We start from the raw sequence: 23,492 nt of genomic DNA on the forward strand, positions 1-23,492 counted from the left end.
ATGACCGAGACGCCCCTGACCCCCGAGGCCAGCGTGATCGTCCCCAGCCGGGGCGGCGCCCAGCGGCTGCCGCGCCTGATCGGCGCCCTCGCCGCGCAGGAGGACGCCCCGCCGTTCGAGGTCCACGTGGTCGTGGACGGGGATGTGGACGGGTCGGAAGGGGTGCTCGCGCAGTTGGCCGCAGAGCATCCGGAGCTGGACCTGAGCTGGACCGTCTTCCGGGAGAACCGCGGACGGGTCGCCGCGCTCAACGCAGGTGCCGACGCGACGTCCGGCCGCATCCTCATCCGCGCCGACGACGATCTCGAGCCCGGGCCCCATTACATCCGGGATCACGTGGCCGCGCACGACGACGTGCGGCGCGGCGTGATCGGATTGACGGCCAATGTCCTCCCGGACTCGGCCTATCAGCGCGTCTACGGAGATGCCCAGGACGAAGCGCACCGTCGTCACGCCTACGCCCTTCCGGCAGAGCAGCAGTGGCGGCACTGGGCCGGCAACGTGTCCGTCCCCCGCGCCCTCCACGAGGAGCTCGGCGGCTACGACCCGGACTACCGCCGCTATGGCTGGGAGGACGTGGACTTCGGCTACCGCCTCCACGTCGCCGGGTATCCGGTGGAGATCCGGCCGGAGTTGGAGACCCGTCACCACGCGGCAGCGGTCACCACCTACACCAAGGCGCGCCGGGCTCTGCATTCCGGGTCCGCCCGGCAGATCTTCATCGCCAAGCACGGGGCGGACGCACTCGGCGGGGACCGCGCCCCGGGCGGGCCGTGGGGCGCCGCCGTGCGGGCGGTGGCTGCTCTGAGCACGGAGCGCACGATCCAGTACGGCTCCGCCGTCGTCGAGCGTGCCGCTGTCGTGTTGCCAGCCCCGGTCGCACGAAAACTGATCGCCTTGCAGGTCGAAGCCGCCGCGGAGACCGGACGCACCCGGCCGGGACGTGCCCGCCGACAGTTCTGAGGGGAGCACCATGATCGACATGACACGCGGCCGGATCGCCATCGCCCACGACTACCTCACCCAGAAGGGCGGGGCGGAACGGGTGGTGCTCGCCCTGCATCGGCTGTGGCCGGACGCGCCCATCTACACGACGTTCTACGACGCCGAAGGCACGTTCCCCGAATTCAAGGACGCGCACATCATCACCTCACCCCTCAACCGGGTGGGGCTGCTGCGAAAGGACCCGCGGCGGGCACTGCCGCTGCTGCCCCTGGCCTCCTCACTGATGCACGTGAAGGAGCCGATCGCCGTCGTCTCGACCTCCGGCTGGGCGCATGGATTCCGTTACGACGGCGCCACGCTCGTCTACTGCCACACGCCAGCACGCTGGGTGTATCTAATGGACGACTACCTGGGCGAGGGAGGTCGGAACAGCATCAAGGGCCGGATCGCCCGCGTGCTGCGCCCGGGTCTGCGCAGGTGGGACCGCGCGGCCGTCCGGCGCCGATCGCGCTATGTGGCCAACTCCACGGTGGTGAAGGAGCGGATCGAAGACGTCTACGGGCTCGACGGCGTGGACCTGGTGTTCCCGCCGCACTCCGTGAGCACGGAGGGCCCGCAGGAGCCGATCCCCGGAGCCGAGCGGCTGGCGGAGGACGGTTTCCTGCTCTCGGTCGCGCGGCTCATGCCGTACAAGCACGTGGACGTGGCGATCGAGGCCGCGGCCCGCGCGGGGCGGCCGCTCGTGGTGATCGGCAAGGGCCCAGAGGAGGCCCGGTTGCGGGCGATGGCGGGGGAGGACGTGGTGTTCGGCCAGGACCTCACCGACGCGCAGCTGCGCTGGGCGTACGCACACGCGACAGCACTGATCGCTGCGAGCCACGAGGACTTCGGCATCACGCCGCTCGAGGCGAGCGCGTGGGGCGTGCCCACCGTGGCGCTGCGCGCCGGCGGCTACCTGGACACCATCGTGGACGGCGTCAACGGGGTGTTCGTGGACGCGCCCACCGTGGCGGACGTGACGGACGGCGTCCGGCGGGCCCTGGCAAGGGTCTGGGATCGGGCAGCGATGCAGGCGCATGCCGTGCGGTTCTCGGAGGACGAGTTCGCCCGGCAGATCCGCGCCCTGGTGACGGAATTGCCGGTGGACCCGGCCGCCAAATGAGGTGGGAGGGACCAGTCGATGAGGAACAGGAGAGGGACTTGCGCATCGCGGTGACATATCCCGGGGACCCCACTGATCCCCGGGTCTGGTCAGGCACGCCGGCAGGGCTCATACGGGGCCTGAGGACGGCGGGAGTCGACGTCATCCCGGTCGATGTGACGCCTCCTCAGCACCTCGCGTCGGTCTGGACCCGTGTCGTGTCCGGGCGAGTCCGTCCCTCCGCACACCACCTCCTCACGGTCACCCGTCGAAGCGCGTCCTACGCCGCTCTCATCAGTGCAACCGCTGCGCGGCGCGTCCCTCGTGACGTCGATGCCGTCTTGCAGATCGGCACGGGATACCGAGTGCCGGGCCGGGTGACCGCGACCTTCGAGGACATGACGGTGGCCCAGGCACTCCGCCACGCCTGGGGTGAACTGGCAGAACTGCCCCCGTCTGTTGCGGACGGGCGGAGGCGACTTCAAGCATCGGTCTATCGAGCGGCAGACGTGTGCTTCCTGGCCACCTCTTGGGCCGCGTCCTCGGTGGTCGAGGACTACACCGTCCCCCCAGAGAAGATCGGCCTCACCGGTCTGGGAGTGAATCGACGGGGTGAACCCGCGTGCGACAAGGACTGGACCCACCCCCGCTTCCTTTTCGTCGGCAATGACTGGCATCGCAAGAACGGCGACGCCGTGCTGCAGTCCTTCGGGGAACTGCACGAGCAACGGCCCGATGCGCGCCTGGATCTGGTCGGTGGTGGTGTCCCGTCCACTGTGCACGACCTCCCCGGTGTGGTTCACCACGGTGCTCTTCCCATGGGCGATCCGCAGGCACAGCGTCGTCTGGCCGGGCTCTTCGCGCAGGCGACCTGCCTGGTGGTGCCCAGCCGTCTGGAACCGGCCGGCATTGTCTACGCAGAGGCCGGGAGCATGGGGATCCCCTCGATCGGGACGACTGTCGGCGGGGCGGCCGACATGATCGGCGACGGCGGACTCGTGGTGGACCCGACCGACCTCGACGCGCTGACGCAGGCCATGGTCCGTCTGGCCGACCATGCCATGGCGCAGGAGGCCGGCGCGAGAGCCCGCCGACACGCGGAAGGCCTCACATGGGAGGCCGTCGGCCTCAGGGTCGCGGAACGGCTCTGGAGGGCTGTCACCGACACTCGGGAAGCGCCTGAATGACGACCTGGTCTGTGCCGCCGATGATGTACTTCGGGTATTCAAGTACCTCCACATGACCGTTCTCGACGGCGGGGGTGCCTTGGGAGACGATGACACACTGACGCGAGTCGGCGAACTGGCCGGCCCAGGACCCGACGACTTCCGGGCGTGCCTCGCTCTCCCCCACGGAGCTGTCCGAGTGGTAGCCGACCCACGCGAAGCCGGCGTCTACATCCTGTGCGTCCACTCCGCGGGACACCAGTTCCTCAGCTGTGCGCCAGACTGCGCCCGTGCTGGCCCAGGTGTGTGCGGTGATCAGGGAGGTCACCAGCAACAGGATCGCACCAGCAGCGGCCGCGAGGAACGACCTGGTGGCGTTCAACCGGATCCCCATGAGCGCGAGGATGGCGACGGGGGCGATGAGCGGGAAGAAGTACCGCTCGAACATGGCCTGCCCGGAGAGGGTCTGCAGAAAGGTGCCTGCCCCGTACAGCCCTAGGAACGCTGTGAGCACGGCGGGGACGACCGTCCAACGGGAGGGCCTGGGTAGGCGCGCGCCGGGGGTCCAGGACAAACGCGTGGCCAGGCACACGAGTCCGACAATGGACACGAGGGCGGCAGCCCACACCAGGGGGGACGGGACCGTCGACCTGGTCCCATGCAGCATGCCAATATAGGCGCCCTCGGGTGCTAGGTAGTTGCCAAGCAGCATTCCGGGCCCGAGAACGGCCAGTAGTCCCAGGCCGACCGCGGCAGCGGCCCCGGATGAGGCCCATCCCAGGGGTCCGTGCGGACGCCTCGCCGCCAGCGCCAGGGCGGGGGCGCACACGAATAGCAAGGACATCACGGCCATCACAGTGGAGCGAACGGCGTAGGTGACGTTCAGTCCCACATGGGGTGGATCGTCCCCCGTAAGGGAACGGCGCCACAGTTCGAATATGACCAGGGAAGTCAAAGCGACCGCGCTGCCGATCACCACAATGAGTCGACGATCGCGGCGCATCAGCCATGCCACCAGGGAGACGGCGGCGAGGGCTGCGAGTCCCTGCTCCCGCACCGTGACGCTCCACGCGCCCAAAAACAACGCGGCCAGCCAGTGCCAGGCCCGGCCGGATTCGACGAAACGGATGCCGAAGTACAGGGCTGCCACAATGCCCGCCATCATCGGCACGTCGGTCATGTAGGACGTGGAGAGAAGGATGAACCCCGGGGCAAGGCCGACCAGTGCTGTCGCGAGTGTGGCCGACGGTCGTGGCAGGACTCGTCGGGCTGTCGCGTATGAGAAAGCCAGCACGGCAGTCCCGCAAGCCATCACGAAGACGTGTTGCGCGACGATGCTCGAGCCGAGGGGGCCCAGGACAGCCATCATGCCGACCATGGAGGCTCGGTTGAATCCGATCAGATGGAGTGCGCCGGTCTCAGCGAGGTCCGCAGCGATGCGGGAATGTGCCCATGAGTCGTTGTGGGGGATCCACAGTGCGCCGGCGCGGGCGGCCAGCAGAGACGGGCCCACGAGCAGGACGAGCACGAGGGCGCCGACGATCGCGACGTCGACTCCCGGGTATCGGCGCCCGGCGGTCGTCGAGGTCATCGACCAGTCTCCAACAGGTCCAACAGGTACGCCCCGTACCCCGACTTCACGAGCGGCTCGGCGCGTCCGCGCAGCTCATCGTCCGAGAGCAGGCCCATCCGCCAGGCGACCTCCTCCGGCGCACCGACCTTCAGCCCCTGGCGGGACTCGACGGTGCGGATGAAGTTCGAGGCGTCGTTCAGGTCCTTGAACGTGCCGGTGTCCAGCCAGGCGGTGCCGCGGGGCAGGACCTCCACGTTGAGCCGCCCTCGCTCCAGGTAGGTGCGGTTCACGTCCGTGATCTCCAGCTCACCGCGGGCCGAGGGCTTCAGACCCCGGGCGATCTCCACAACATCGTTGTCGTAGAAGTACAGGCCTGGCACGGCGTAGTTCGACTTCGGCTGCGCGGGCTTCTCCTCAAGGGAGACGGCCTTGCCCTCGCCGTCGAACTCCACCACGCCGTAGGCCGTGGGGTCCGCCACCCAATAGCCGAACACCGTGGCACCGTCCACTGCGCTGTGGCGACGCAGCTGCTGGCCCATGCCCGGGCCATAGAAGATGTTGTCCCCGAGCACGAGGGCCACGTGGTCGTCGCCGATGTGCTCCTCGCCGAGGATGAACGCTTGGGCCAGGCCGTCGGGGGAGGGCTGCTGCACGTAGCTGAGCGAGACCCCGAACTGCGAGCCGTCCCCAAGCAGGCGCTGGAACTGTGCGGCGTCGTGCGGGGTGGTGATGATCAGGATGTCGCTGATGCCTGCCAAGATGAGCGTGGACAGCGGGTAGTAGATCATCGGCTTGTCATAGACGGGCACGAGCTGCTTGGAGATGCCGTGGGTGATCGGGTGCAGGCGGGAGCCGGTTCCCCCGGCGAGGATGATGCCCTTCATGGGTCCGATGGTATCGGCTGTGGCGGCGCCCACGGATGTGGGACTGCGGGGCGGCGGTTCCGGGTCATGTGCGCGGCAGTGGTCGAGGCAGATCTCTAGGATCGTCGCATGACTGCCTCCGCCCCGTCTGCGCTGCCCGAGAGCGGCCCTCCCGGCTCCCTGGGGATGCGCTCTCCGGGCGTGACAACGCCCTGAACGCCCTCCGCCTGCTGCTCGCCGTCGTCGTGCTGGTGTGGCACTCGTTCGTCGTCCTCGGCCGGGACGCCGACGGGGCGCTGGCCTCGATGGGTGCCACATGGGCGGTCAACGGGTTCTTCGCGGTTTCCGGGTACTTGATCTGCGGGTCCCGGCTGCGCTTGAGGTGACGCCCGTTCCTCTGGCGGCGGGTGCTGCGCATCTATCCCGCGTACTGGGTGGTGCTGGCGGTCACGGGCCTGGTCTTCGCCCCGCTCGCCGCCCTGCTCGGGAGAGGGAGCACGTCGGTCGCGGCCGGGCTGGACTACCTGGTGCAGAACTCCACCCTCTGGCTCCGGCGGTACGGTGTGGGCCACACCCTGGTGGATGTGCCGGAGCAGGGCCTGTGGAACGGGTCTCTGTGGACCCTCATGTTCGAGTTCGGCGCCTACCTCGCCGCCATGGTGCTCCTCGGGGCGGCGCTCGTCCGCTGGCACCTGACCGCCACGCTGGCCGTCCTCCTCGTGCTGATCACCGCGGCGGGCCTCACCGGGCTGGGCTCCGGGATCCAGTTGCCGATGGACCTCCTCAACCAGGGGATCCGACTGGGCGGGTGCTTCGTGGCGGGCATGTTCGTCTACAGTGTGCGCTTCCGACTGCCGGCCGCCTGGCCGCTCGCCCTGGCCTCCCTGGTGATCACCGTGTGGCTCGCCGCCCTCCCGGGCCTCGGACTCCTGGCCGCCCTGCCGCTCGCAGTGGCACTGCTCAGCCTCGGGGCGCTGCTGCCCACCCGGGTGGGCGCCGTGAACGACATCAGCTACGGCGTCTACATCTACGCCTTCCCCGTCCAACAGCTGCTCGTGGTCGTGGCGGGGACCGGGTGGCCCGTGTGGCTGCACGCCCTGGCCGCCCTCGGCCTCACCGCCGCGGCGGCGTGGCTGTCCTGGCTGCTCGTCGAGCGCCCGGCTCTGCGCCTGGCGCACCGAAGCCGGCCACACCGCTCTGCATGAGCCTCCGACACGTGCCGGCCGGCGCGACCGGCACCGTGGAGCCGTAGTCTTCTCAGAGCCGATCGGACACCGACAGAGGAAGAGGACGGACGCATGTGGATTCCCGGCGGTGCTACCGCACGCAGGCTCACCCGGGCCGCTGCCCGCACGGAGCTTCTCCCCAACCGACTGCGAGGGAAGGCCCTGGAACGCCTTGGGCTGAGGGGGGCCCGGGACTCGTGGTGGTGCGCGGGCGGCCGGGTGCTCGCCCCGGAGCGTCTCACCGTGGGCCACGGCTGCTTCGTCAACCGCGAGGTCCTCCTCGACGACGGCTCGATCGAACTCGGTCCGGGCGTTTACATCGGCCATCGGGCGATGATCCTGACCGCCACCCACGAGGTCGCCAGCCCCGACCGCCGGGCGGGACAGCCCGTGCATCGGGACGTCCGCATCGGTATGGGGACCTGGATCGGCGCCGGCGCCGTCGTGCTGCCCGGAGTGACGATCGGGCCCGGATGCGTCGTGGCGGCCGGTGCCGTTGTCGTCCGCCACTGCGAACCCAACGGGCTCTATGCGGGTGTTCCCGCCCGACGAGTGAAGGAGATCGGATGAGCAGGAGCGTCAGGGAGCCCAGAGTGTGGGGCCGCGCGGCGGTCGCGAGGATGCTCGACGGAGTCCGGCGTCGAGAGCCCGCAGTCATCTGGGGGAACGAGCCGATGAACGGCGGCAACTTCCTGTTCCTCTGGGCCACCGCCTGGGCCCGTCACCGGGCGACCGGCAGTCCCTGGCTGGTGCGTCGTAAGCCGAAGATGGCGCCGTGGCTGGAGGAGTTCCCCGCGCTCCAGACCCTCACCGTGGACGAGGCCGACGTCAGCTTCTGGCAGCCCCGGACCGTCGAATGGGGCCAGCAGGCCTACCTGGACTGGTTCTACCGGGACCTCGTGGAGTTCGCCGCCGGCCATCTGCTGAGCTCGAAGCGCTTCCGGCGCCGCCTGGACCGGATGGACCGCGAGGCCGTCGTCGTGAACGTGCGCCGGGGTGACTACTACTCCGATCCGGTGCACCGGGCCAACTACGGGTTCGACATCCCCGGCTACGTCCGCGCCGCCGTCTCCCGCGTTCCCGAGGCAGACCTCGAGCGGATCGTCCTGGTCTCGGACGACGTCGAATGGTGTCGCCGGAACCTCGGCTTCCTGGCCGACCACGCCTCCGTGCACACCATCCCCGGGGCGCACGACATGTTCGACGACCTGGCGCAGATCGCCGGGGGTCGTCACCTGATCCTGGCGAACTCCACGTTCTCCTACTGGGGCGGCTACATCTCGAGCGCGCTGCCGCCGCAGGTGCGCGCCCGGTCGGTCCAGGCTCCGCTGCACTTCACCCGACTCTACGCCCGCGGTGAATCGCCCCTGCTGCTGCCTCAGTGGCGGGCGATCCCGGACGACGAGTTCGACCCCGCCGATGACTGACCCCCAGTAAGCGGACTGGGCGCTGCTGGCAGTCTCAATGCCGACCGAGAAGACCGCGAGCCTCGTTGATGACGAGATGCGCCATAGCGTGCGCAGGGGTTCGCGCTCCACGTGCGGATGACCACAGTTCACTCCGCACCTCTGAGACCGGCATGCCGACACGCCGGGCCCGCTTCGACAATTCCCACCGGGCCCGCCGTGAATGCTGGCGGGCCGTCAATGATGGGCCCTCTTCCGCGTTCTTGAGGGCGCGGATCATTGAGCGGATAAAGCGTGGGCTGTTATGCGCGAATCCGACGGCCCCCAGTGACGTGTCCAGTCGTCTCACCGAGACGAGCGATTCCTCGGTGTAGACGAACCGATGCCGGGCAGCCAGGCGAGTCAGAAGTTCGAAGTCCTCGTAGAACAGGTCCTCGGCATAGCCGCCCTCCCGCTGCAGGACGTCGGAGCGGAGGAAGAGCGAGGCCGCGGGGATCCAATTCCCTTTGACGAGACACGCGAGCGTGTCTGCGGAGCGAGCCGGCTCCTCTGGCCAGGGGAACTCAGCCCGGGAGGAACAGTGGAGCAGTTCCGAGGAAGGACCGATCACGCGAGCGTCGCTGTAGGCGAGGACCACGTCCTCTGAAGAAGAGCTGAGCAGGGCTGCTTGGGCCTCGATCCGGTGGGGTTCCATAGTATCGTCACCGGCGATGTAGGTCACGAATTCCGTGTCCACCTGGGCAAGGAGCCTATTGAGGGTCCTGTTGAGTCCGACGTTCTCGCCGTTCGGTTGGAATTCGAACGTAGGCGGGGCGGACGCAACCCACTTCTCGATGACGGCTCTCGTGTCATCCCCGGGCGAGGCGTCATCGGCGATGAGTACGCGTGTGGGCGGCACTGTCTGCGCAGCGATACTCTCCAAGGTTTCGATGACGTAGGGGGCGTGGTTGTAGGCGACCACGAGAACGGTCGTCCCCGGGCGGCGGTGGGACCACGCCGCACTGTCGTCGTTCAGGCCGTGCCCCACCTTGGAGTGCAGGGGTCGACGCAGCACCAGACGCTCGGCCCAGCCCACGGTGAGCCCCCAGGCCGTCGCTACGCGATCGACCCCCCCCGCCCAGTCCCGGGACTTAGCCCCTACGGCCATACGCGCAAGTGCCCCGCTGGCCCGGGCCAACTCCGTTAAGGGTGAGCGTCTAAGTTCAGGTGCGGCGTCCCACGCGTCGCGGGCGGCAGCGACGTCGGCCAGGGATCTGCCGGCGTTCCGCCGTACGCGCATTCGGTCCCGCGTGGCAGAGGGGCGCGCGTAGATGATGGACATCGCCCCCGCGTCCACGATGGGGATCCCCGCCTGCTCCAATCGGTAGGCGAGGTCGTTGTCCTCCCCGCCCCGGACGAGGGAAGAGTCGAACCCTCCGATTGACATCAGGACCTCCCGGCGCGCCGCGAAGTTGCCCCCCATCAGGGCGGGGCCGATGGAGCCGCGTCTGGCGGGCCGCGGCGGCGCCGGCATAGTCCGCTCCTCGAGGACGGCTCGTCGTTCGACGGGGCCGAGGGCTTCCAGATCGCCGTGGTCCATGACGACGATGCCGCCGCTCACGACGGGGTGCTCCGCGAGGAGGTCCACCGCCTGTCGGCACCAGTCGGGATGGACGAGATCGTCGTCGTCACAGAAGGCGAGCAAGTCAGCTCTCGCCGCGGCAATTCCTCGGTTCCGGGCATAGGCCGCCCCGCGGTGCTCGGTTGCCTCGATGATGCGGATCTGAACGTCATCGGGGAGCGGACTGACTCCCTGCACGACCTCGGCCAGTACAGGATTGCCGCCGTTGTCACACAACAGGATCTCCCGCGGCGGGGCGGACCGCTGATGGGCCAGGGCATCGAGCTGCCATGTGAGCGGCTCACCGCTGCGGAAGCAAGGAATCACGATCGAGAGGATGGGCTGGGATGTGCGGGGCATCGGACGGCTCCTGGACCGGGCGGGGGACGGCTCAAGTGTAGGTGCCGTGGAAGACTGGCCCCATGCACCTCCTCGTCACCGGCGGCGCCGGGTTCATCGGCTCGAACTTCGTCCACCACGTCGTCCGCGAGACCGGGCACGACGTCGTCGTCCTGGACAAGCTGACCTACGCTGGCAATCGGGACAACCTCGCCGGCCTGCCCGAGGACCGCGTCACTCTCGAGGTCGGGGACATCTGCGATGCGGCCCTGGTGGACCGCCTGGTCGCCGAGTCGGACGCCGTCGTGCACTACGCGGCGGAGTCCCACAACGACAATTCGCTGAACGACCCCTCCCCGTTCATCCAGACGAACATCGTCGGAGCCTTCGTCCTCCTGGAGGCGGTCCGCAAGCACGGCACGCGGTTCCACCACGTGTCCACGGACGAGGTCTACGGCGACCTCGAGCTCGACGACCCGGCGAAGTTCACCGAGACCACCCCGTACAACCCCTCCAGCCCGTACTCGGCCTCGAAGGCCGGCTCGGACCACCTGGTCCGCGCGTGGGTGCGCTCCTTCGGCGTGCAGGCCACGCTGAGCAACTGCTCCAACAACTACGGCCCGTACCAGCACATCGAGAAGTTCATCCCGCGCCAGATCACCAACCTGATCGACGGCGTCCGCCCCCGCCTCTACGGCCAGGGCGTCAACGTCCGGGACTGGATCCACACGGAGGATCACTCCTCGGCCGTGCTGCGCATCCTCGAACGCGGCGAGATCGGCCGCACGTACCTGATCGGCTCGGACGGGGAGAGGAACAACAGGGAGATCGTGGAGATCCTCCTCGAGCTCTTCGACCGCCCCGCAGACGACTACGACCTCGTCGCCGACCGCCCCGGCCACGACCTGCGCTACGCGATCGACAACACCGCGCTGCGCACCGAGCTCGGCTGGGAGCCGCAGTTCACGGACATCCGCGCCGGTCTGGCGGACACGGTCCGCTGGTACCGCGAGAACGAGGCCTGGTGGCGCCCGGCCAAGGACGCCGTCGAAGCCACGTACCGCGCCCAGGGCCAGTGAGGGGACACCGCTGATGCGCATCACCGAGACCGCCATCCCCGGCCTGCTCATCCTCGACCTCGACGTCCACGGGGACAACCGCGGCTGGTTCAAGGAGAACTGGCAGCGCGAGAAGATCCGCGCCCTCGCCGCCGAGCACCCCCGCCTCGCCTCGCTCGCCCCGGTGCAGAACAACATCTCCTTCAACGACGCCGTCGGCACCACCCGCGGCATCCATGCGGAACCCTGGGACAAGTACGTGGCCGTCGCCCACGGTCGGATCTTCGGCGCCTGGGTGGACCTGCGCGAAGGGCCGTCCTTCGGTGCCGTCGCCACCGTGGAGCTCGGTCCGGAGAAGGCCGTCTTCGTGCCGCGTGGGGTGGGCAACTCCTACCAGACGCTCGAGCCGGACACGGCCTACACGTACCTGGTGAACGACCACTGGTCCGCCGACGCGCAGGGCCAGTACACGTTCCTCAACCTCGCGGACACGACCGCGGCGATCGCCTGGCCCATCCCGCTGGAGCAGGCCGAGCTCTCGGACAAGGACCGCGCCCACCCGATGCTCGAGGACGTCACCCCCATGCCGCCCGCCCCGATCCTCGTGCTCGGCGCCGGCGGGCAGCTCGGCCGCGCCCTCGTGGCCCGCGCCGAGGCCGCGGGGATCCCGGTCGAGGCCCATGGCCGCGACACGTGGGACATGACCGACCCGGCCTCATGGCCGCGGGAGCACTTCCGCGGCCTGCGCGCCGTGGTCAACGCGTCCGCCATGACCGCGGTGGACGCCGCCGAGACGCCCGAGGGCCGGGCCCAGGCCTGGGCCGTCAACGCGACCGCCGTCGCCGAGCTCGCCCGCCGCTGCACCGAGGCCGGCGTCCCCCTGGCGCACGTCTCCACGGACTACGTGTTCGACGGCACCCTCCCCGTGGGGCAGGAGCACCCGGTGGACCACCCGCCCGCGCCGCTGGGCGTCTACGGCCAGTCGAAGGCCGCCGGTGAGGCCGCGGTGCGCACCGTGCCGCGGCACTGGATCGTGCGCACCTCCTGGGTGATCGGGGAGGGGAAGAACTTCGTGTCCACGATGGCCTCGCTCGCCGAGCGCGGGATCGACCCGGCCGTCGTCGCCGACCAGCACGGCCGCCTCACCTTCGCCGACGACCTCGCCGACGCCCTGCTGCACCTGGTCACCACGGACGCGCCCACGGGCACGTTCCACATGACCAACAGCGGCGACGTGGTCACCTGGCACGACGTCGCCCGGTGGGTCTTCGAGGACACCGGCCACGACGCCGCACGCGTCTCCGCCACGACCACCGCCGCGTACACCGCCGGCAAGGAGGGCGTGGCCCCGCGACCGACCAACAGCGCCCTCGACCTCGGCCCGCTGGCCGCCGTCGGCTACACGGCCCCGGACCAGCGTGAGCGCCTGCGCGAGCACCTGGCCGCACGCGGCTGAGTCCACCCCGGCCGGAAACCCCGCAGCGCGGCGGACCGGATCACCTCGGCGAAGGGCCTCGCACCGATGCTCGGTGCGAGGCCCTTCGCGTCGGAGTGGGGGCGCTGTCAGCTGTTGCGGCGCCGGCCGGGGGTCTTCTCCGCGCGGCGGCTGAGATGCGCCTCCTTGGCGGCGCGCTTGGACTCCGCGCGGGAGGGGCGGGCGTCGTTGCCCTTCAGGTACGCGTCGTGCGACGTGTGGTAGTGGCCGTATCCGTAGCCATAGCCGTACCCGCCCCGCGTGGAGGAGGTCACGCCGTTCAGCACGGTCCCGAGCACCGTGGCGTCCACGCCGGTGAGGAGCTCGGTGGCGGCCTCCAGGTGGTCCTTGCGGGTCTGGCCGGCGCGCACCACGAGCACGGTGCCGTCCACGGCGGTGGACAGGAGCGCGGCGTCCGTGACGGGCAGCACGGGCGGGCTGTCCACCACCACGAAGTAGTCCTGGGAGGCCAGCTGGAGCAGGGCGCGCATGCGCTCGGAGCCGACGAGCTCGGAGGGGTTCGGGGGCGTCCGCCCGGCGGGCAGGAGGGTGAGGTTCTCGATGCCCGTGTCGGCCAGTGCCTCGTCCGCGGGAACCTGGCCGGCGAGCACCTCGGAGAGGCCGACGTCGCCCGGCACCTGGAAGAGGTCGTGCTGACGGGGGCGGCGCAGGTCGGCGTCGATCAGCAGCACGCGCTCACCGGCGAGGGCGAGGGCGCGGGCCAGGTTGGAGGCGACGGTGGACTTGCCCTCGGAGGGGTTGGCGCTGGTGAAGGCCACCACGCGGGGCGGGTGGTCCACCGAGACGAACTTGAGGTTGGTGCGCAGCTGGCGGATCGCCTCGCCGGCGCGGGGGTCGAGGTCCACGGCGGACTCGCCCTTCCTCGCCAGGGTGATGTTCTCGGGGATCGAGCCGATGACGCCGACGCCCGTGATCTCTCGCACGTCGTTCCGGGTGCGGACCTTGACGTCCAGCATGCGGCGCAGCAGCGCCCACAGCAGGCCGAGGACCAGGCCGGCCAGGGCACCCGTGAGGACGTTCTTCGAGGTGTCCGGGCTGATGGGGGTGCTGGGGACCTTGGCGTCCGAGAGCGGGATGACCTCCACCGGGCTGTTCCGGTCCACCTCCGCGGCCACGTCCGCCGTCGCCTTGAGGGCGGAGTTGGCCAGGGTGGCCGCCATCTGAGGGTCGGTGGAGGTGGCCGTCACCTTGATGAGGTTGGAGTCCGGCACCATCGCGGCGGTGAGCGAGCCGCTCACGTCCTGCCCCGTCTCCTCCCGCACGCGGTCCAGCACGGCGGCGCTGTTGGTGAGCGCGAGGTAGGACGCGCCGCGGGACTCGCCCGGCATGCCGCCCGTGATCACGCTGTTCTCCGTGTTGCTGGGCGCCAGGAAGCCCGTGGACTCCGAGGCGTAGAGGCGCGGCTGCAGGGCCGAGTAGCCAAAGGCGAGCGCTGCCCCCAGCAGGGCGGTCAGCGCGAGGAGGAGCAGGTTCGCCCGCAGGAGGCGGAGGAAGTCGACGACCGTCACGGGTACCTCGTTCGGGGCATGGCAGTAGGCGGGGCGGGTGGTGCCCCAGTGCGCCCACGGTATCAACAGAACGCGAGCGGCTCGGGCCGCGTGGCCGGTGCTCCTTCTGTGGCGTCCGACCGTGCCCAGTACGCTGAGGGGCGTCAGCCCGCCGCCGTCAGAAAGAAAGGGTGCCGACGCATGGTCGCGACCCCTCCGCCGTCAGCCGCCGTGACGAATCTCACCCTGACCAGCGGCGACGGATCCCGGGCGGCCGCGGGTGTCTCGCGGTCTGGCCGCCCGAGGCGCCTCCCGGGCCTGGCCCCGGCTCCGCAGGCGGCGTGGACGGCCTCGGCCTGGAACCCGCTGGTCTCCAGCGCGTCCCCCCGCCTCCTGGACGTGATGCTCGGAGCCGGCCTCATGATGGAGGCGGTGCCCGGATGGACCGTCGGAATCCCCTTCCCCGAGATGTGCGCCATCCTCCTGCTGGCGGTGGCGGCCTTCCGTCCGCCGCGGCGCGACCTCTCCCGGTTCGGGCTCGTAGCGGTGGCGGCGGCAGCGCTCCTCGTCTATCTCGTCGTCGTCACCCTCATGAACGACCTCGACCCGCTGCGGCGCGGCGTGCGCATCATGGTTCTCATGCTGTTCATCGTGGCCATCGCTGAGGAGCGCCTCGACGTACGGGGGCTGCTGCAGGGCATGGCCATGGGCGGGCTGATCAACGTGCCGCTCTTCTACGCCGGCCTCGTCTCCCGGGACTACGGCTCCTACCTGACGGGCTTCCTGGGGGACAAGAACGTCGCCGGGCTGTTCTATGCGCTCATCGGGCCGCTCCTCGTCTCAACCGTCCAGCGGACGTGGGTGAAGGCCGCGATCCTGGCCGCGGCGTTCGGGCTCACGTTCCTCACCGGCTCCCGGACGTCGCTCGCGGCGCTCGCGTGCGCCACCCTGTGGATCCTCCTGACGCCGTACCTCGGCCGGGTGATGCGGCTGGGCCTGCTGTGGGGCATGGCCCAGCTGGTGACCTTCGCCGAGGAGAACCTCGCCACCCTCTCCGTGTTCGGGGACCGCACGGGAACGGACTGGTTCCGCGAGCAGATCCATGCTGCGGCGCAGGCGAAGACCGCCGCGGCCCCGTGGTACGGCTCAGGGCTCAGCACCGCCGTCGTCGACCTGGAGCAGGGGCAGTTCTTCTACCACAACTCCTACTGGGCGCTGATCACGGAGGGCGGCTGGGTCTTCCTCCTGACCGTGGTGGGGGCCTATGTCCTGGTGTGCCTGCGCCCGTTCACACAGACACGTCGCACGCCGACGCGGGTGGCCCTGGAGGCTGCAGCGGTCGTCATCCTCGTGACCTCGCTCCAGCTCGGCGAGGTCTTCATCACGATCTACGGAGCTCTCGCCCTGGGGATGGGCCTGCTCCTGGCCGCCCACGAGGCGGAGACGGCGCAGACGGGGACATCGTCCCGCACCGCCCGCATCGTGGAGCAGGCGCGGCGGGACCGGCTGCGCGGCCTCGCGTGAGCGCGTCTCCAGCTCGACCCCTCGGATCGCCCGCCGTCGACCGCCGTCGCCCGCTCCAGCCTCGGCTCTCCCACCGCCGGTGGTATCCTGATCCGGTTGCCCAGGCGAGGGAGCGCTGCTCCGTGATCGACGAGGCCGCCGCGCTGTCCCGGTGAGCTCCGCTCCCGACGGCCCGGCACCCTTCCTGGCCACATCCGCGCCCCGCACCCGGGGTGGGGACAAGAACACCAGAGGAGGACACCATGTCTGACAAGATCAAGATCAAGGTCACCCGCCGCACCGACTTCGGCAAGGGGGCCGCCCGCCAGGCCCGCCGCGCCGGCCAGATCCCCGCGGTCGTGTACGGCCACGGCGCCGATCCCATCCACCTGCTGCTGCCGGCCCGCGAGACCACGCTGGCCGTCCGCAACCCCAACGCCCTGCTCACCGTGGTGAGCGAGGCCGGCGAGGAGCACATGGTGCTCCCCAAGGACATCCAGCGCCACGCCCTGAAGGACACCGTGGAGCACCTGGACCTCATCGAGGTCCGCCGCGGCGAGAAGGTCGTCGTGGACGTCACCGTGCACGTGGAGGGCGAGGTCGCCCAGGGCAACGAGTACGTGCTCGACTACCCCACCGTGCCGGTCGAGGCCGAGGCCACGCACCTGCCCGAGTCCGTCTCGATCTCCGTCGAGGGCCGCGAGGCCGGCGAGCACGTGTACGCCACCGACGTGCAGGTCCCCGCCGGCTCCGTGCTGCAGCTCGACGACGAGATCGTCATCGCGACCGTCTCCGAGGTCGTCGAGCAGGACCTGGGCGACGAGTCCGTCCAGGAGGAGCAGGCCGCCGAGGGCGGGGAGTCGGCCGAGGGTGCCGAGGGCGAGTCCGAGGGCGGCGAGCCCGCCGAGGGCGACGCCGAGAAGTCCGAGGACTGATCCGCCGTGACGGGCACGCACCTGATCATGGGCCTCGGCAACCCCGGGCCCGAGTACGAGCGCACCCGTCACAACATCGGCCACATGGTGGCGGGTGAGCTCGCCTCCCGCATGGGAAGCGGGTTCACCCGCCACAAGACCGGCGCCGCGGTGGCCACGGGCCGGCTCGGCATCGGTGGGCCCCGCGTGGTGCTCGCGATGTCCACCGGGTACATGAACACCTCCGGCGGCCCCACGTCCGCCCTCCTGAAGTTCTACGGCCTGGAGCCGGCGGACCTCGTGGTGGTGCACGACGAGCTGGACATCCCCTTCGACACGCTGCGCCTGAAGCGCGGCGGGGGAGAGGGCGGCCACAACGGCCTGAAGTCCATCACCAGGTCGATCGGCACGCCGGACTACTTTCGCGTCCGCGCCGGCATCGGCCGTCCGCCCGGCCGCATGGACGTGGCCGACTTCGTGCTGCGTCCCTTCACCTCCGAGGAGCAGAAGGCGCTGCCCTTCCACGTGGACCGCGCCGCGGACGCCGTCGAGAAGCTCCTGGCCGACGGGCTGGAGGCCGCCCAGCAGTCGTTCCACTGAGCCGGCGCTCAGCCCTCCGAGGGGGACAGCGCCCGGGTGAGCGCACGGGCGATCTCCTCGATGGCGGGGTCCATGACGTCGGCCATCTCGGCGTAGGCCGAGTCGGGGAGCCCGTACGGATCCCGGATGTCCAGTGCGCCGGCACCCGCGCGCACCCGTGCGCGCTCGCGCCCCGCGCGGGCCACCAGGTCTGGGAGCTCGATCCCCGCGATGTCCTCGCTCACCTCCGCGCCGGCCTGCGCCCTCTTCCGGATCGCGCGCAGGATCGCGGCGAACTCCAGCACGGTGAAGGTGCGGTGGGCGGCCCGGGGCGCGTCCTGCAGCACGGCGGGGCGGTGCCGCTGGGACGCCACGAGCACCAGGTCGGCGTGCTGCACCGCGGGCGCCACGAGCGGCGCGGGACGGTGCTCCGCCAAGCCGGGCACGCCCCGCTGCTCCGCGATCTCCAGGAGGGGCGGGGGCACCGTGAGGGCCCGGTCGGGAGCCGTGCCCAGACTGGCCACCTCGACCCGGCCGGGCACCCGCGCGTCGAGCTCGGCCTGGAGCGCGTGCGCCCCATAGGCCGAGCGGCAGATGTTCCCCGTGCACACGAGGAGCACGGCGCCCGGGGCCGCGCCCGCCGAATGCCGCGCGGAGCGGCGGGTGGCAGGAGCGGGCCCGGGCCGGGTGAGGCGGAAGGGGGGAAGGGGCATCAGGCCTGGGAGGGCTGACCGCCGCGCTCGATCCACGCGGTGATCGCGCGGGCCTGGCGGTCCACCACCTTGCCGACCATGGGCTCGGCCTTGGCGGCCAGCTTGGAGCCCACCAGCGGGATCTTGCACACCAGGGTGCCGTCCACGGCGAACTGGCTGCCCTCGCCGGCGGCGGCCAGGCGCAGGGTGCCGTCCGCGGTCGCCTTGGCGGCGGGGACGGTGATGGTGGTGGTGCCGGTGCGGGAGCCGTCCGCGGCGGGGGCGCCCCAGCGCTCCACCTGCTCCACCTGCAGCGAGCCGCCGATGACCTTGCGGGCCATGTCCGGCAGGCGGTCCGCGGGCGCGGAGCGCACCGTGGTGACGGTCATCTCGCCCTCGGGGGACCCGGTCACGGAGAAGGAGACCAGCGCGCCGCCGAAGGACTCCACCACGGAGCGGTGGAAGTCCTCGGAGACGAGGGCCTCGGCCACGGCGGCCGGGGGGTGCGGAATGGACTGCTGAGCGGAAAAGGCCACGGTCTCTCCTGTGGGTTCGGCCGCCGGGAGGGCGGCGTGCGTCGACGCCTCAGCCTATATGCTGGCAGTCGCGTTCCGGGCGGTGCGAGGCACGCTCATCGGCGCCTCCGGGGCCCGCGGACGCCCGTTCCGCACACGCTCTCCCCCTCCTCGAAGAAGGTGCGCCCGAATGCCGGCACTGTGGGCCCTGGCCGTGATCATGCTCTGCAGCGGGGTGGCCACGCTGCGCTCCCGGGAGGACGTGGGGGAGACCTTCCGGCGCCTCAAGGTGCCGCGTCCCTTCGACGCCCCGGCGCTCGCCCGCGCCTTCCCGTACCTGGAGCTCCTCCTGGCCGTGGGGCTCGTGCAGCCCTTCACCGTGCTGCGCCCGTTCGTGGGCGTGGCCGCCGTCGCGCTGTTCGTGGTGTTCCTCCTCCTGGTGCTGCGCGCCAAGGGCGACGGCGTCTCGTGCGGCTGCTTCGGCGAGGCCTCGGCCGCGCCGATCTCCGGGACCACCGTGGCCCGCAACATCCTCTTCCTCGCGCTCGCCGTCATGGCCCTGGCAGAGGGCGTGCTCACCCTCGTGCGGCTCGGCGGCACCGTGAACTGGCTCCCGCTGGACGCCTTCGGCCCCGCCGCGTGGGCCTGGGCCCTCGTCGTGGTCCTACTGCTCGCCGCCGCCGCGCTCCTGGTGGGCCGGGAGTCCGTGCCCTCGGCCGATGACGGCGCGCACCCGGACAGTGTGCCCCCGGCCGGTGCCGGCCTCGACGGCGCCCACCCGGACGACGCCGACCTCGGCGGCGCCCACCCGGACGACGCCGACCCGGACGACGCCGACCCGGACGACGCCGACCTCGACGACCCGCCGCGCCTGCCCTTCGGCGACGCCGTCGTGATCCAGGACGGCCATTACGTGGGCCTGCACCAGATCGTCTCCCAGCACGCGGTGGTGGCGCTGCGCCTCTCCACGGGCTGCGGATCGTGCTCCTCCGTGATCGCCCGCCTGCCCGAGTTCCAGGGCGCCCTCGGCCCCGTGCAGCTGCGCGTGCTCATGCCCCAGCACTCTCCCGAGGCCCTGACCCCCGCGAGCCTCGGCGCCATCCCCCCGGAGCTCGTCCTCGGGGACCCGGGCGGCATGGCCGCCTCCGCCGTCGGCCTGACCCGCTTCCCCATGGCCGTGCTGCTGGGCACGGACCGCCTCACCGCGGGCGGCCCCGTGGGCGGGGCGCAGGACGTGCTCGACTTCCTCGAGGAGATCCGGGACATCATGACCACCGAGCTGCCCGCCGTCGACGCCGCCGAGGCCACCGCGTGAGCGCGGCCGCCCCCGTCCTCGCCGGACTCCTGCCGCTGCTGGGCGGCGAGCGAGCGTTCGAGGCCGCCGTCGCCTCCGCCGCCCGCCCCCTGGACGCGCGCGGCACGGAGCTGGAGATCGGCCTGCCCGACGGCGCCCGCGCCCCGCTCTTCGCCCTCCTCGCCGACGCGCTGGGCACGGCTCACGCCGCCGACGCGGCCGTGCTGGTGGTCACCGCCACCACGCGCGAGGCCGAGGACCTCATGGCCGACCTCGCCGCGTGGATGCCCGCGGGCTCCGCCGCCCTGTTCCCCTCGTGGGAGACCCTGCCGCACGAGCGGCTCTCCCCGCGCTCGGACACCGTGGGCGCCCGGCTGGCCGTCCTGCGCCGCCTGGCCCACCCGGAGGCGGAGGGGCAGCCGCCGCTGCGCGTCGTCGTCGCCCCCGTGCGCGCCGTGCTCCAGCCGCTCGTGGCCGGCCTCGGGGACCTGGCCCCCGTGAGCCTGCGCGTGGGGCAGGAGGCGGACTTCGAGGAGACCGTGGCCGCGCTCGCGGACGCCGCCTACGCCCGCGTGGACATGGTGTCCCGGCGCGGGGAGTTCGCGGTGCGCGGCGGGCTGATCGACGTGTTCCCGCCGACGGCGGACCACCCGCTGCGCGTGGAGTTCTTCGGGGACGAGGTGGAGCAGATGCGCTTCTTCTCCGTGGCCGACCAGCGCTCCCTCCAGGACACGTCCGGCGACGGCACCGGCCACCCCACCGAGCTGCACGCCCCGCCGTGCCGCGAGCTGCTGATCACGGACCACGTGCGCGCCAAGGCCCGCGAGCTGCAGGTGCGCCTGCCGGGGGCGGCGGACATGCTCGAGCGGATCGCCGAGGGCGTGGCCGTGGAGGGCATGGAGTCCCTCTCCCCGCTGCTGGCCGAGGCCATGACCTCCGTGCCGGCCCAGCTGCCGGAGGGCTCGCTCACCGTGCTCGTGGAGCCCGAGCGCATCCGCGGACGTGCGGACGACCTGCTGGCCACCAATGAGGAGTTCCTCCACGCCGCGTGGGCCGGCGCCGCCCAGGGCGCGGCCGCTCCCGTGGACCTGGCCGAGCTCGACCAGTCCGCCGCCGGCGGCTTCCTCTCCGTGGCCGAGCTGCGCGAGGAGTCGCTGACCCGGCGCCAGGGGTTCTGGTCCACCACCGCCCTCTCCTCGGACGAGGAGCTCCTGCCGGACGCCGCCACCCTGCGCTCCTCACTCGGCGTGCCGAAGACCTTCGCGGGGGACATGGCCGCCATGGTGGCCCACACGCGCACGCGCCTCGCCGAGGGCTGGCATGCCGTGCTGCTCACGGACGGCCCGGGCTCGGCCCGCCGAGTCGCCGAGCTGCACGCCGACGCCGGGCTCACCGCGTCGGTGGTGACCGGTCCCGTGCCCGCCGTGCCCGTGGCGGGCCAGGTCACGGTGGCCGCGGCCGCCGTCGGGACGGGCTTCACGGTGCCCGAGGCCAAGCTGGCCCTGATCACCGAGCAGGACCTGTTCGGCCGCCACCGCACGCAGGGCACGCGCGCCGCGGGCGCGCCGCTGGCCCGCAAGCGGCGCAACGCCGTGGACCCGCTGACCCTGCAGCCCGGCGACCACGTGGTGCACTCCCAGCACGGGATCGCCCGCTTCGTGGAGCTGCAGCGCCGCAAGGTGACCGGCGGGCCGCGCACCGCGCCGGGGGCCGAGGAGTCCTACCGCGAGTACCTGGTGCTGGAGTACGCCTCCTCCAAGCGGGGTGCTCCGGGGGACCGGCTGTTCGTGCCCACGGACCAGCTGGACCTCATCACCGCCTACGTGGGCGGCGAGGCGCCGGCGCTGTCCAAGATGGGCGGCTCGGACTGGGCGCAGACGAAGTCCAAGGCCAAGCGGGCCACCAAGGAGATCGCGGGCGAGCTGATCCGCCTCTACTCGGCGCGCATGGCCTCACGCGGGCACGCCTTCGGCCCGGACACCCCGTGGCAGGGCGAGCTGGAGGAGGCGTTCCCGTTCATCGAGACGCCGGACCAGCTGACCACCATCGAGGAGGTCAAGAAGGACATGGAGGCCGAGGTGCCCATGGACCGCCTGGTCTCCGGCGACGTCGGCTTCGGCAAGACCGAGGTGGCCGTGCGCGCCGCGTTCAAGGCGGTGCAGGACGGCAAGCAGGTGGCCGTGCTGGTGCCCACCACGCTGCTGGCCCGCCAGCACCACGAGACGTTCACGGACCGCTTCGCCGGCTTCCCCGTGCAGGTGGCCGCGCTCTCCCGCTTCCAGACCGCCAAGGAGTCCAAGGAGGTGCTCGCCGGGCTGGCCTCCGGTGAGGTGGACGTGGTGATCGGCACGCACCGCCTGCTCTCGGACCAGGTGCAGTTCAAGGACCTGGGCCTCGTGATCGTGGACGAGGAGCAGCGCTTCGGCGTGGAGCACAAGGAGGCGCTCAAGAAGATGCGCACCAATGTGGACGTGCTCGCCATGTCCGCCACGCCCATCCCGCGCACCCTCGAGATGTCCCTGACGGGCATCCGCGAGACCTCCACGCTGGCCACCGCCCCGGAGGAGCGGCACCCCGTGCTCACCTCCGTGGGCCCGTACACGGACCAGCAGGTCACCGCGGCCATCCGCCGCGAGCTCATGCGCGAGGGCCAGGTGTTCTACGTGCACAACCGCGTCACCACGATCGACAAGGTGGCCAAGCGGATCGCGGACCTCGTGCCGGAGGCGCGGATCGCCGTCGCCCACGGCAAGATGACCGAGTCCCGCCTCGAGCAGATCATGGTGGACTTCTGGGAGCGGAAGTTCGACGTGCTCGTCTCCACGACGATCATCGAGACCGGCCTGGACATCGCCAACGCCAACACCCTGATCGTGGAGGACGCGCACCGCTACGGCCTGAGCCAGCTGCACCAGCTGCGCGGCCGTGTGGGCCGCGGGCGCGAGCGCGCCTACGCCTACTTCCTCTACGACCCGCAGAAGCCCCTCGGCGAGGTGGCCCTCGAGCGGCTCAAGGCCGTGGCCCTGCACAACGAGCTCGGCGCCGGCATGCAGCTGGCCATGAAGGACCTCGAGATCCGCGGCGCCGGCAACCTACTGGGGGGCGAGCAGTCCGGGCACATCGCCGGCGTGGGGTTCGACCTCTACCTGCGCATGGTGGGCGAGGCCGTGGCCGACTTCAAGGGCGAGGAGGACACCGCGCCCGCCGAGGTGAAGGTGGAGCTGCCCGTCAACGCGCACCTGCCGCACGACTACGTGCCGGGGGAGCGGCTGCGCCTCGAGATGTACCGGGCGCTGGCCAAGGCCAACGACGACGCCGCGATCGACGCCGTGGTGGAGGAGATGAAAGACCGCTACGGCGAGCCGCCGGAGCCCGCCCAGGCCCTCGTGGCGGTGGCGCGGTTCCGCAACCGGGCGCGCGCCGCCGGCGTCACCGAGGTGATGCTGCTGGGCCAGAACGTGAAGTTCGGCCCCGCCGCGGACCTGCCCGAGTCCCGCCGGCTGCGCCTGGCCCGCATGTACAAGGGCGCCCAGGTGAAGCCAGGGATCAACGCCGTGCTCATCCCACGGCCCAAGACCAAGCCGGTCATGGGCCAGGACCTCGTGGACGCCCCGCTCCTGGAGTGGGCGGACCAGGTGGTCAGCGCGGTGTTCGCGCCGGAGGGCGCCGCGGGCTGAGGCGCGGCCGGACGGGGCG

At 71.3% G+C, this 23,492-nt stretch carries 18 protein-coding genes and 1 pseudogene; 13 read left to right on the forward strand and 6 right to left on the reverse strand.

Translation table 11 applies throughout. The annotated features are described in order from the left end of the window. From AAG742_RS02855 to AAG742_RS02865, 3 genes are all read left to right on the forward strand, one after another. Nucleotides 1-963 carry a glycosyltransferase gene (locus AAG742_RS02855; protein WP_343282275.1) on the forward strand — a complete coding sequence of 321 codons (963 nt, stop codon included), beginning with the start codon at nt 1-3 and terminating at the stop codon, nt 961-963. A 10-nt stretch (nt 964-973) separates the two neighbouring features. Next, a complete protein-coding gene (locus AAG742_RS02860; RefSeq protein WP_343282276.1) occupies nt 974-2,107 on the forward strand; it encodes a glycosyltransferase in 1,134 nt (377 codons plus the stop codon). Between the two features lie 320 nt (nt 2,108-2,427). Then, the gene (locus tag AAG742_RS02865) at nt 2,428-3,273 is read left to right on the forward strand and encodes a glycosyltransferase family 4 protein (protein WP_343282277.1); all 846 of its coding nucleotides are present in this window, start codon (nt 2,428-2,430) and stop codon (nt 3,271-3,273) included. Here the strand turns inward: AAG742_RS02865 and AAG742_RS02870 are convergent. Together AAG742_RS02870 and rfbA are read right to left on the reverse strand one after the other, a co-directional pair. Beyond that, entirely contained in the window at nt 3,245-4,843 is a 1,599-nt protein-coding gene (locus AAG742_RS02870) for a glycosyltransferase family 39 protein (protein WP_343282278.1), read from the reverse strand. The two genes, AAG742_RS02865 and AAG742_RS02870, sit on opposite strands and share 29 nt — an antisense overlap. Next, the gene (rfbA, locus tag AAG742_RS02875) at nt 4,840-5,709 is read right to left on the reverse strand and encodes a glucose-1-phosphate thymidylyltransferase RfbA (RefSeq protein WP_298714195.1); all 870 of its coding nucleotides are present in this window, start codon (nt 5,707-5,709) and stop codon (nt 4,840-4,842) included. The genes AAG742_RS02870 and rfbA overlap by 4 nt, the downstream gene beginning before the upstream one ends. 380 nt (nt 5,710-6,089) lie before the next feature. On the opposite strand from rfbA, the pseudogene AAG742_RS02880 reads away from it, so the two are divergent. From AAG742_RS02880 to AAG742_RS02890, 3 genes and pseudogenes are all read left to right on the forward strand, one after another. Then, nucleotides 6,090-6,893 (forward strand): annotated as a pseudogene (locus AAG742_RS02880) (acyltransferase family protein); the annotation flags it as partial. A 240-nt stretch (nt 6,894-7,133) separates the two neighbouring features. After that, the gene (locus tag AAG742_RS02885; protein WP_285139955.1) at nt 7,134-7,484 is read left to right on the forward strand and encodes an acyltransferase; all 351 of its coding nucleotides are present in this window, start codon (nt 7,134-7,136) and stop codon (nt 7,482-7,484) included. 104 nt (nt 7,485-7,588) lie between these two features. After that, a complete protein-coding gene (locus tag AAG742_RS02890) occupies nt 7,589-8,341 on the forward strand; it encodes an alpha-1,2-fucosyltransferase (protein WP_298714201.1) in 753 nt (250 codons plus the stop codon). 34 nt (nt 8,342-8,375) lie between these two features. Here AAG742_RS02890 and AAG742_RS02895 read toward each other — a convergent pair whose 3' ends face one another. After that, complete coding sequence (locus AAG742_RS02895) at nt 8,376-10,280, reverse strand: glycosyltransferase family 2 protein (protein ID WP_298714204.1); 1,905 nt, start codon at nt 10,278-10,280, stop codon at nt 8,376-8,378. Nucleotides 10,281-10,342: 62 nt separating this feature from the next. On the opposite strand from AAG742_RS02895, the gene rfbB reads away from it, so the two are divergent. Both rfbB and AAG742_RS02905 read left to right on the forward strand, forming a co-directional pair. Further along, entirely contained in the window at nt 10,343-11,338 is a 996-nt protein-coding gene (gene rfbB, locus AAG742_RS02900; protein WP_343282279.1) for a dTDP-glucose 4,6-dehydratase, read from the forward strand. A gap of 13 nt (nt 11,339-11,351) precedes the next feature. Further along, nucleotides 11,352-12,773 carry a bifunctional dTDP-4-dehydrorhamnose 3,5-epimerase family protein/NAD(P)-dependent oxidoreductase gene (locus tag AAG742_RS02905; protein WP_298714210.1) on the forward strand — a complete coding sequence of 474 codons (1,422 nt, stop codon included), beginning with the start codon at nt 11,352-11,354 and terminating at the stop codon, nt 12,771-12,773. Between the two features lie 107 nt (nt 12,774-12,880). Here the strand turns inward: AAG742_RS02905 and AAG742_RS02910 are convergent, their stop codons facing one another. Then, nucleotides 12,881-14,320, reverse strand: a complete 1,440-nt coding sequence (locus tag AAG742_RS02910; protein ID WP_298714215.1) for a polysaccharide biosynthesis tyrosine autokinase — start codon at nt 14,318-14,320, stop codon at nt 12,881-12,883. A 180-nt stretch (nt 14,321-14,500) separates the two neighbouring features. Here AAG742_RS02910 and AAG742_RS02915 point away from each other — a divergent pair, with 180 nt between their 5' ends. From AAG742_RS02915 to pth, 3 genes are all read left to right on the forward strand, one after another. Next, nucleotides 14,501-15,823 (forward strand): hypothetical protein, encoded by a 1,323-nt coding sequence (locus AAG742_RS02915; protein WP_343282280.1) that lies wholly within the window; start codon nt 14,501-14,503, stop codon nt 15,821-15,823. A gap of 242 nt (nt 15,824-16,065) precedes the next feature. Continuing rightward, entirely contained in the window at nt 16,066-16,737 is a 672-nt protein-coding gene (locus AAG742_RS02920; RefSeq protein ID WP_298714218.1) for a 50S ribosomal protein L25/general stress protein Ctc, read from the forward strand. A gap of 6 nt (nt 16,738-16,743) precedes the next feature. Continuing rightward, entirely contained in the window at nt 16,744-17,316 is a 573-nt protein-coding gene (gene pth / locus AAG742_RS02925; protein ID WP_298714220.1) for an aminoacyl-tRNA hydrolase, read from the forward strand. Nucleotides 17,317-17,324: 8 nt separating this feature from the next. On the opposite strand, the gene AAG742_RS02930 is transcribed toward pth, so the two are convergent. After that, nucleotides 17,325-18,008: a phosphotyrosine protein phosphatase gene (locus tag AAG742_RS02930; protein WP_298714223.1), complete on the reverse strand. Its 684-nt coding sequence runs from the start codon at nt 18,006-18,008 to the stop codon at nt 17,325-17,327. Further along, entirely contained in the window at nt 18,008-18,523 is a 516-nt protein-coding gene (locus AAG742_RS02935) for a DUF2505 domain-containing protein (RefSeq protein ID WP_298714226.1), read from the reverse strand. Before AAG742_RS02935 ends, AAG742_RS02930 begins: the two co-directional genes overlap by 1 nt. A 169-nt stretch (nt 18,524-18,692) precedes the next feature. Between AAG742_RS02935 and AAG742_RS02940 the strand changes: the two genes are divergently transcribed. Then, nucleotides 18,693-19,817 (forward strand): MauE/DoxX family redox-associated membrane protein, encoded by a 1,125-nt coding sequence (locus tag AAG742_RS02940; protein ID WP_298714229.1) that lies wholly within the window; start codon nt 18,693-18,695, stop codon nt 19,815-19,817. Then, on the forward strand, nt 19,814-23,473 hold the full coding sequence (gene mfd / locus AAG742_RS02945) for a transcription-repair coupling factor (RefSeq protein WP_298714232.1): 3,660 nt from the start codon (nt 19,814-19,816) through the stop codon (nt 23,471-23,473). The genes AAG742_RS02940 and mfd overlap by 4 nt, the downstream gene beginning before the upstream one ends. Nucleotides 23,474-23,492: the final 19 nt, after the last annotated feature.

This window comes from Micrococcus sp. 2A (assembly GCF_039519235.1).
Lineage (GTDB): Bacteria > Actinomycetota > Actinomycetes > Actinomycetales > Micrococcaceae > Micrococcus.

Bases quoted from the DNA above. Each gene is read 5' to 3' on its own strand.
- AAG742_RS02940 (WP_298714229.1), top strand. From the start codon at position 18,693: ATGCCGGCACTGTGGGCCCTGGCCGTGATCATGCTCTGCAGCGGGGTG.
- rfbB (WP_343282279.1), top strand. From the start codon at position 10,343: ATGCACCTCCTCGTCACCGGCGGCGCCGGGTTCATCGGCTCGAACTTC.
- AAG742_RS02895 (WP_298714204.1), bottom strand. From the start codon at position 10,280: ATGCCCCGCACATCCCAGCCCATCCTCTCGATCGTGATTCCTTGCTTC.
- AAG742_RS02905 (WP_298714210.1), top strand. From the start codon at position 11,352: ATGCGCATCACCGAGACCGCCATCCCCGGCCTGCTCATCCTCGACCTC.
- rfbA (WP_298714195.1), bottom strand. From the start codon at position 5,709: ATGAAGGGCATCATCCTCGCCGGGGGAACCGGCTCCCGCCTGCACCCG.
- AAG742_RS02915 (WP_343282280.1), top strand. From the start codon at position 14,501: ATGGTCGCGACCCCTCCGCCGTCAGCCGCCGTGACGAATCTCACCCTG.
- AAG742_RS02855 (WP_343282275.1), top strand. From the start codon at position 1: ATGACCGAGACGCCCCTGACCCCCGAGGCCAGCGTGATCGTCCCCAGC.
- AAG742_RS02860 (WP_343282276.1), top strand. From the start codon at position 974: ATGATCGACATGACACGCGGCCGGATCGCCATCGCCCACGACTACCTC.
- AAG742_RS02930 (WP_298714223.1), bottom strand. From the start codon at position 18,008: ATGCCCCTTCCCCCCTTCCGCCTCACCCGGCCCGGGCCCGCTCCTGCC.
- AAG742_RS02920 (WP_298714218.1), top strand. From the start codon at position 16,066: ATGTCTGACAAGATCAAGATCAAGGTCACCCGCCGCACCGACTTCGGC.
- AAG742_RS02870 (WP_343282278.1), bottom strand. From the start codon at position 4,843: ATGACCTCGACGACCGCCGGGCGCCGATACCCGGGAGTCGACGTCGCG.
- AAG742_RS02890 (WP_298714201.1), top strand. From the start codon at position 7,589: ATGAACGGCGGCAACTTCCTGTTCCTCTGGGCCACCGCCTGGGCCCGT.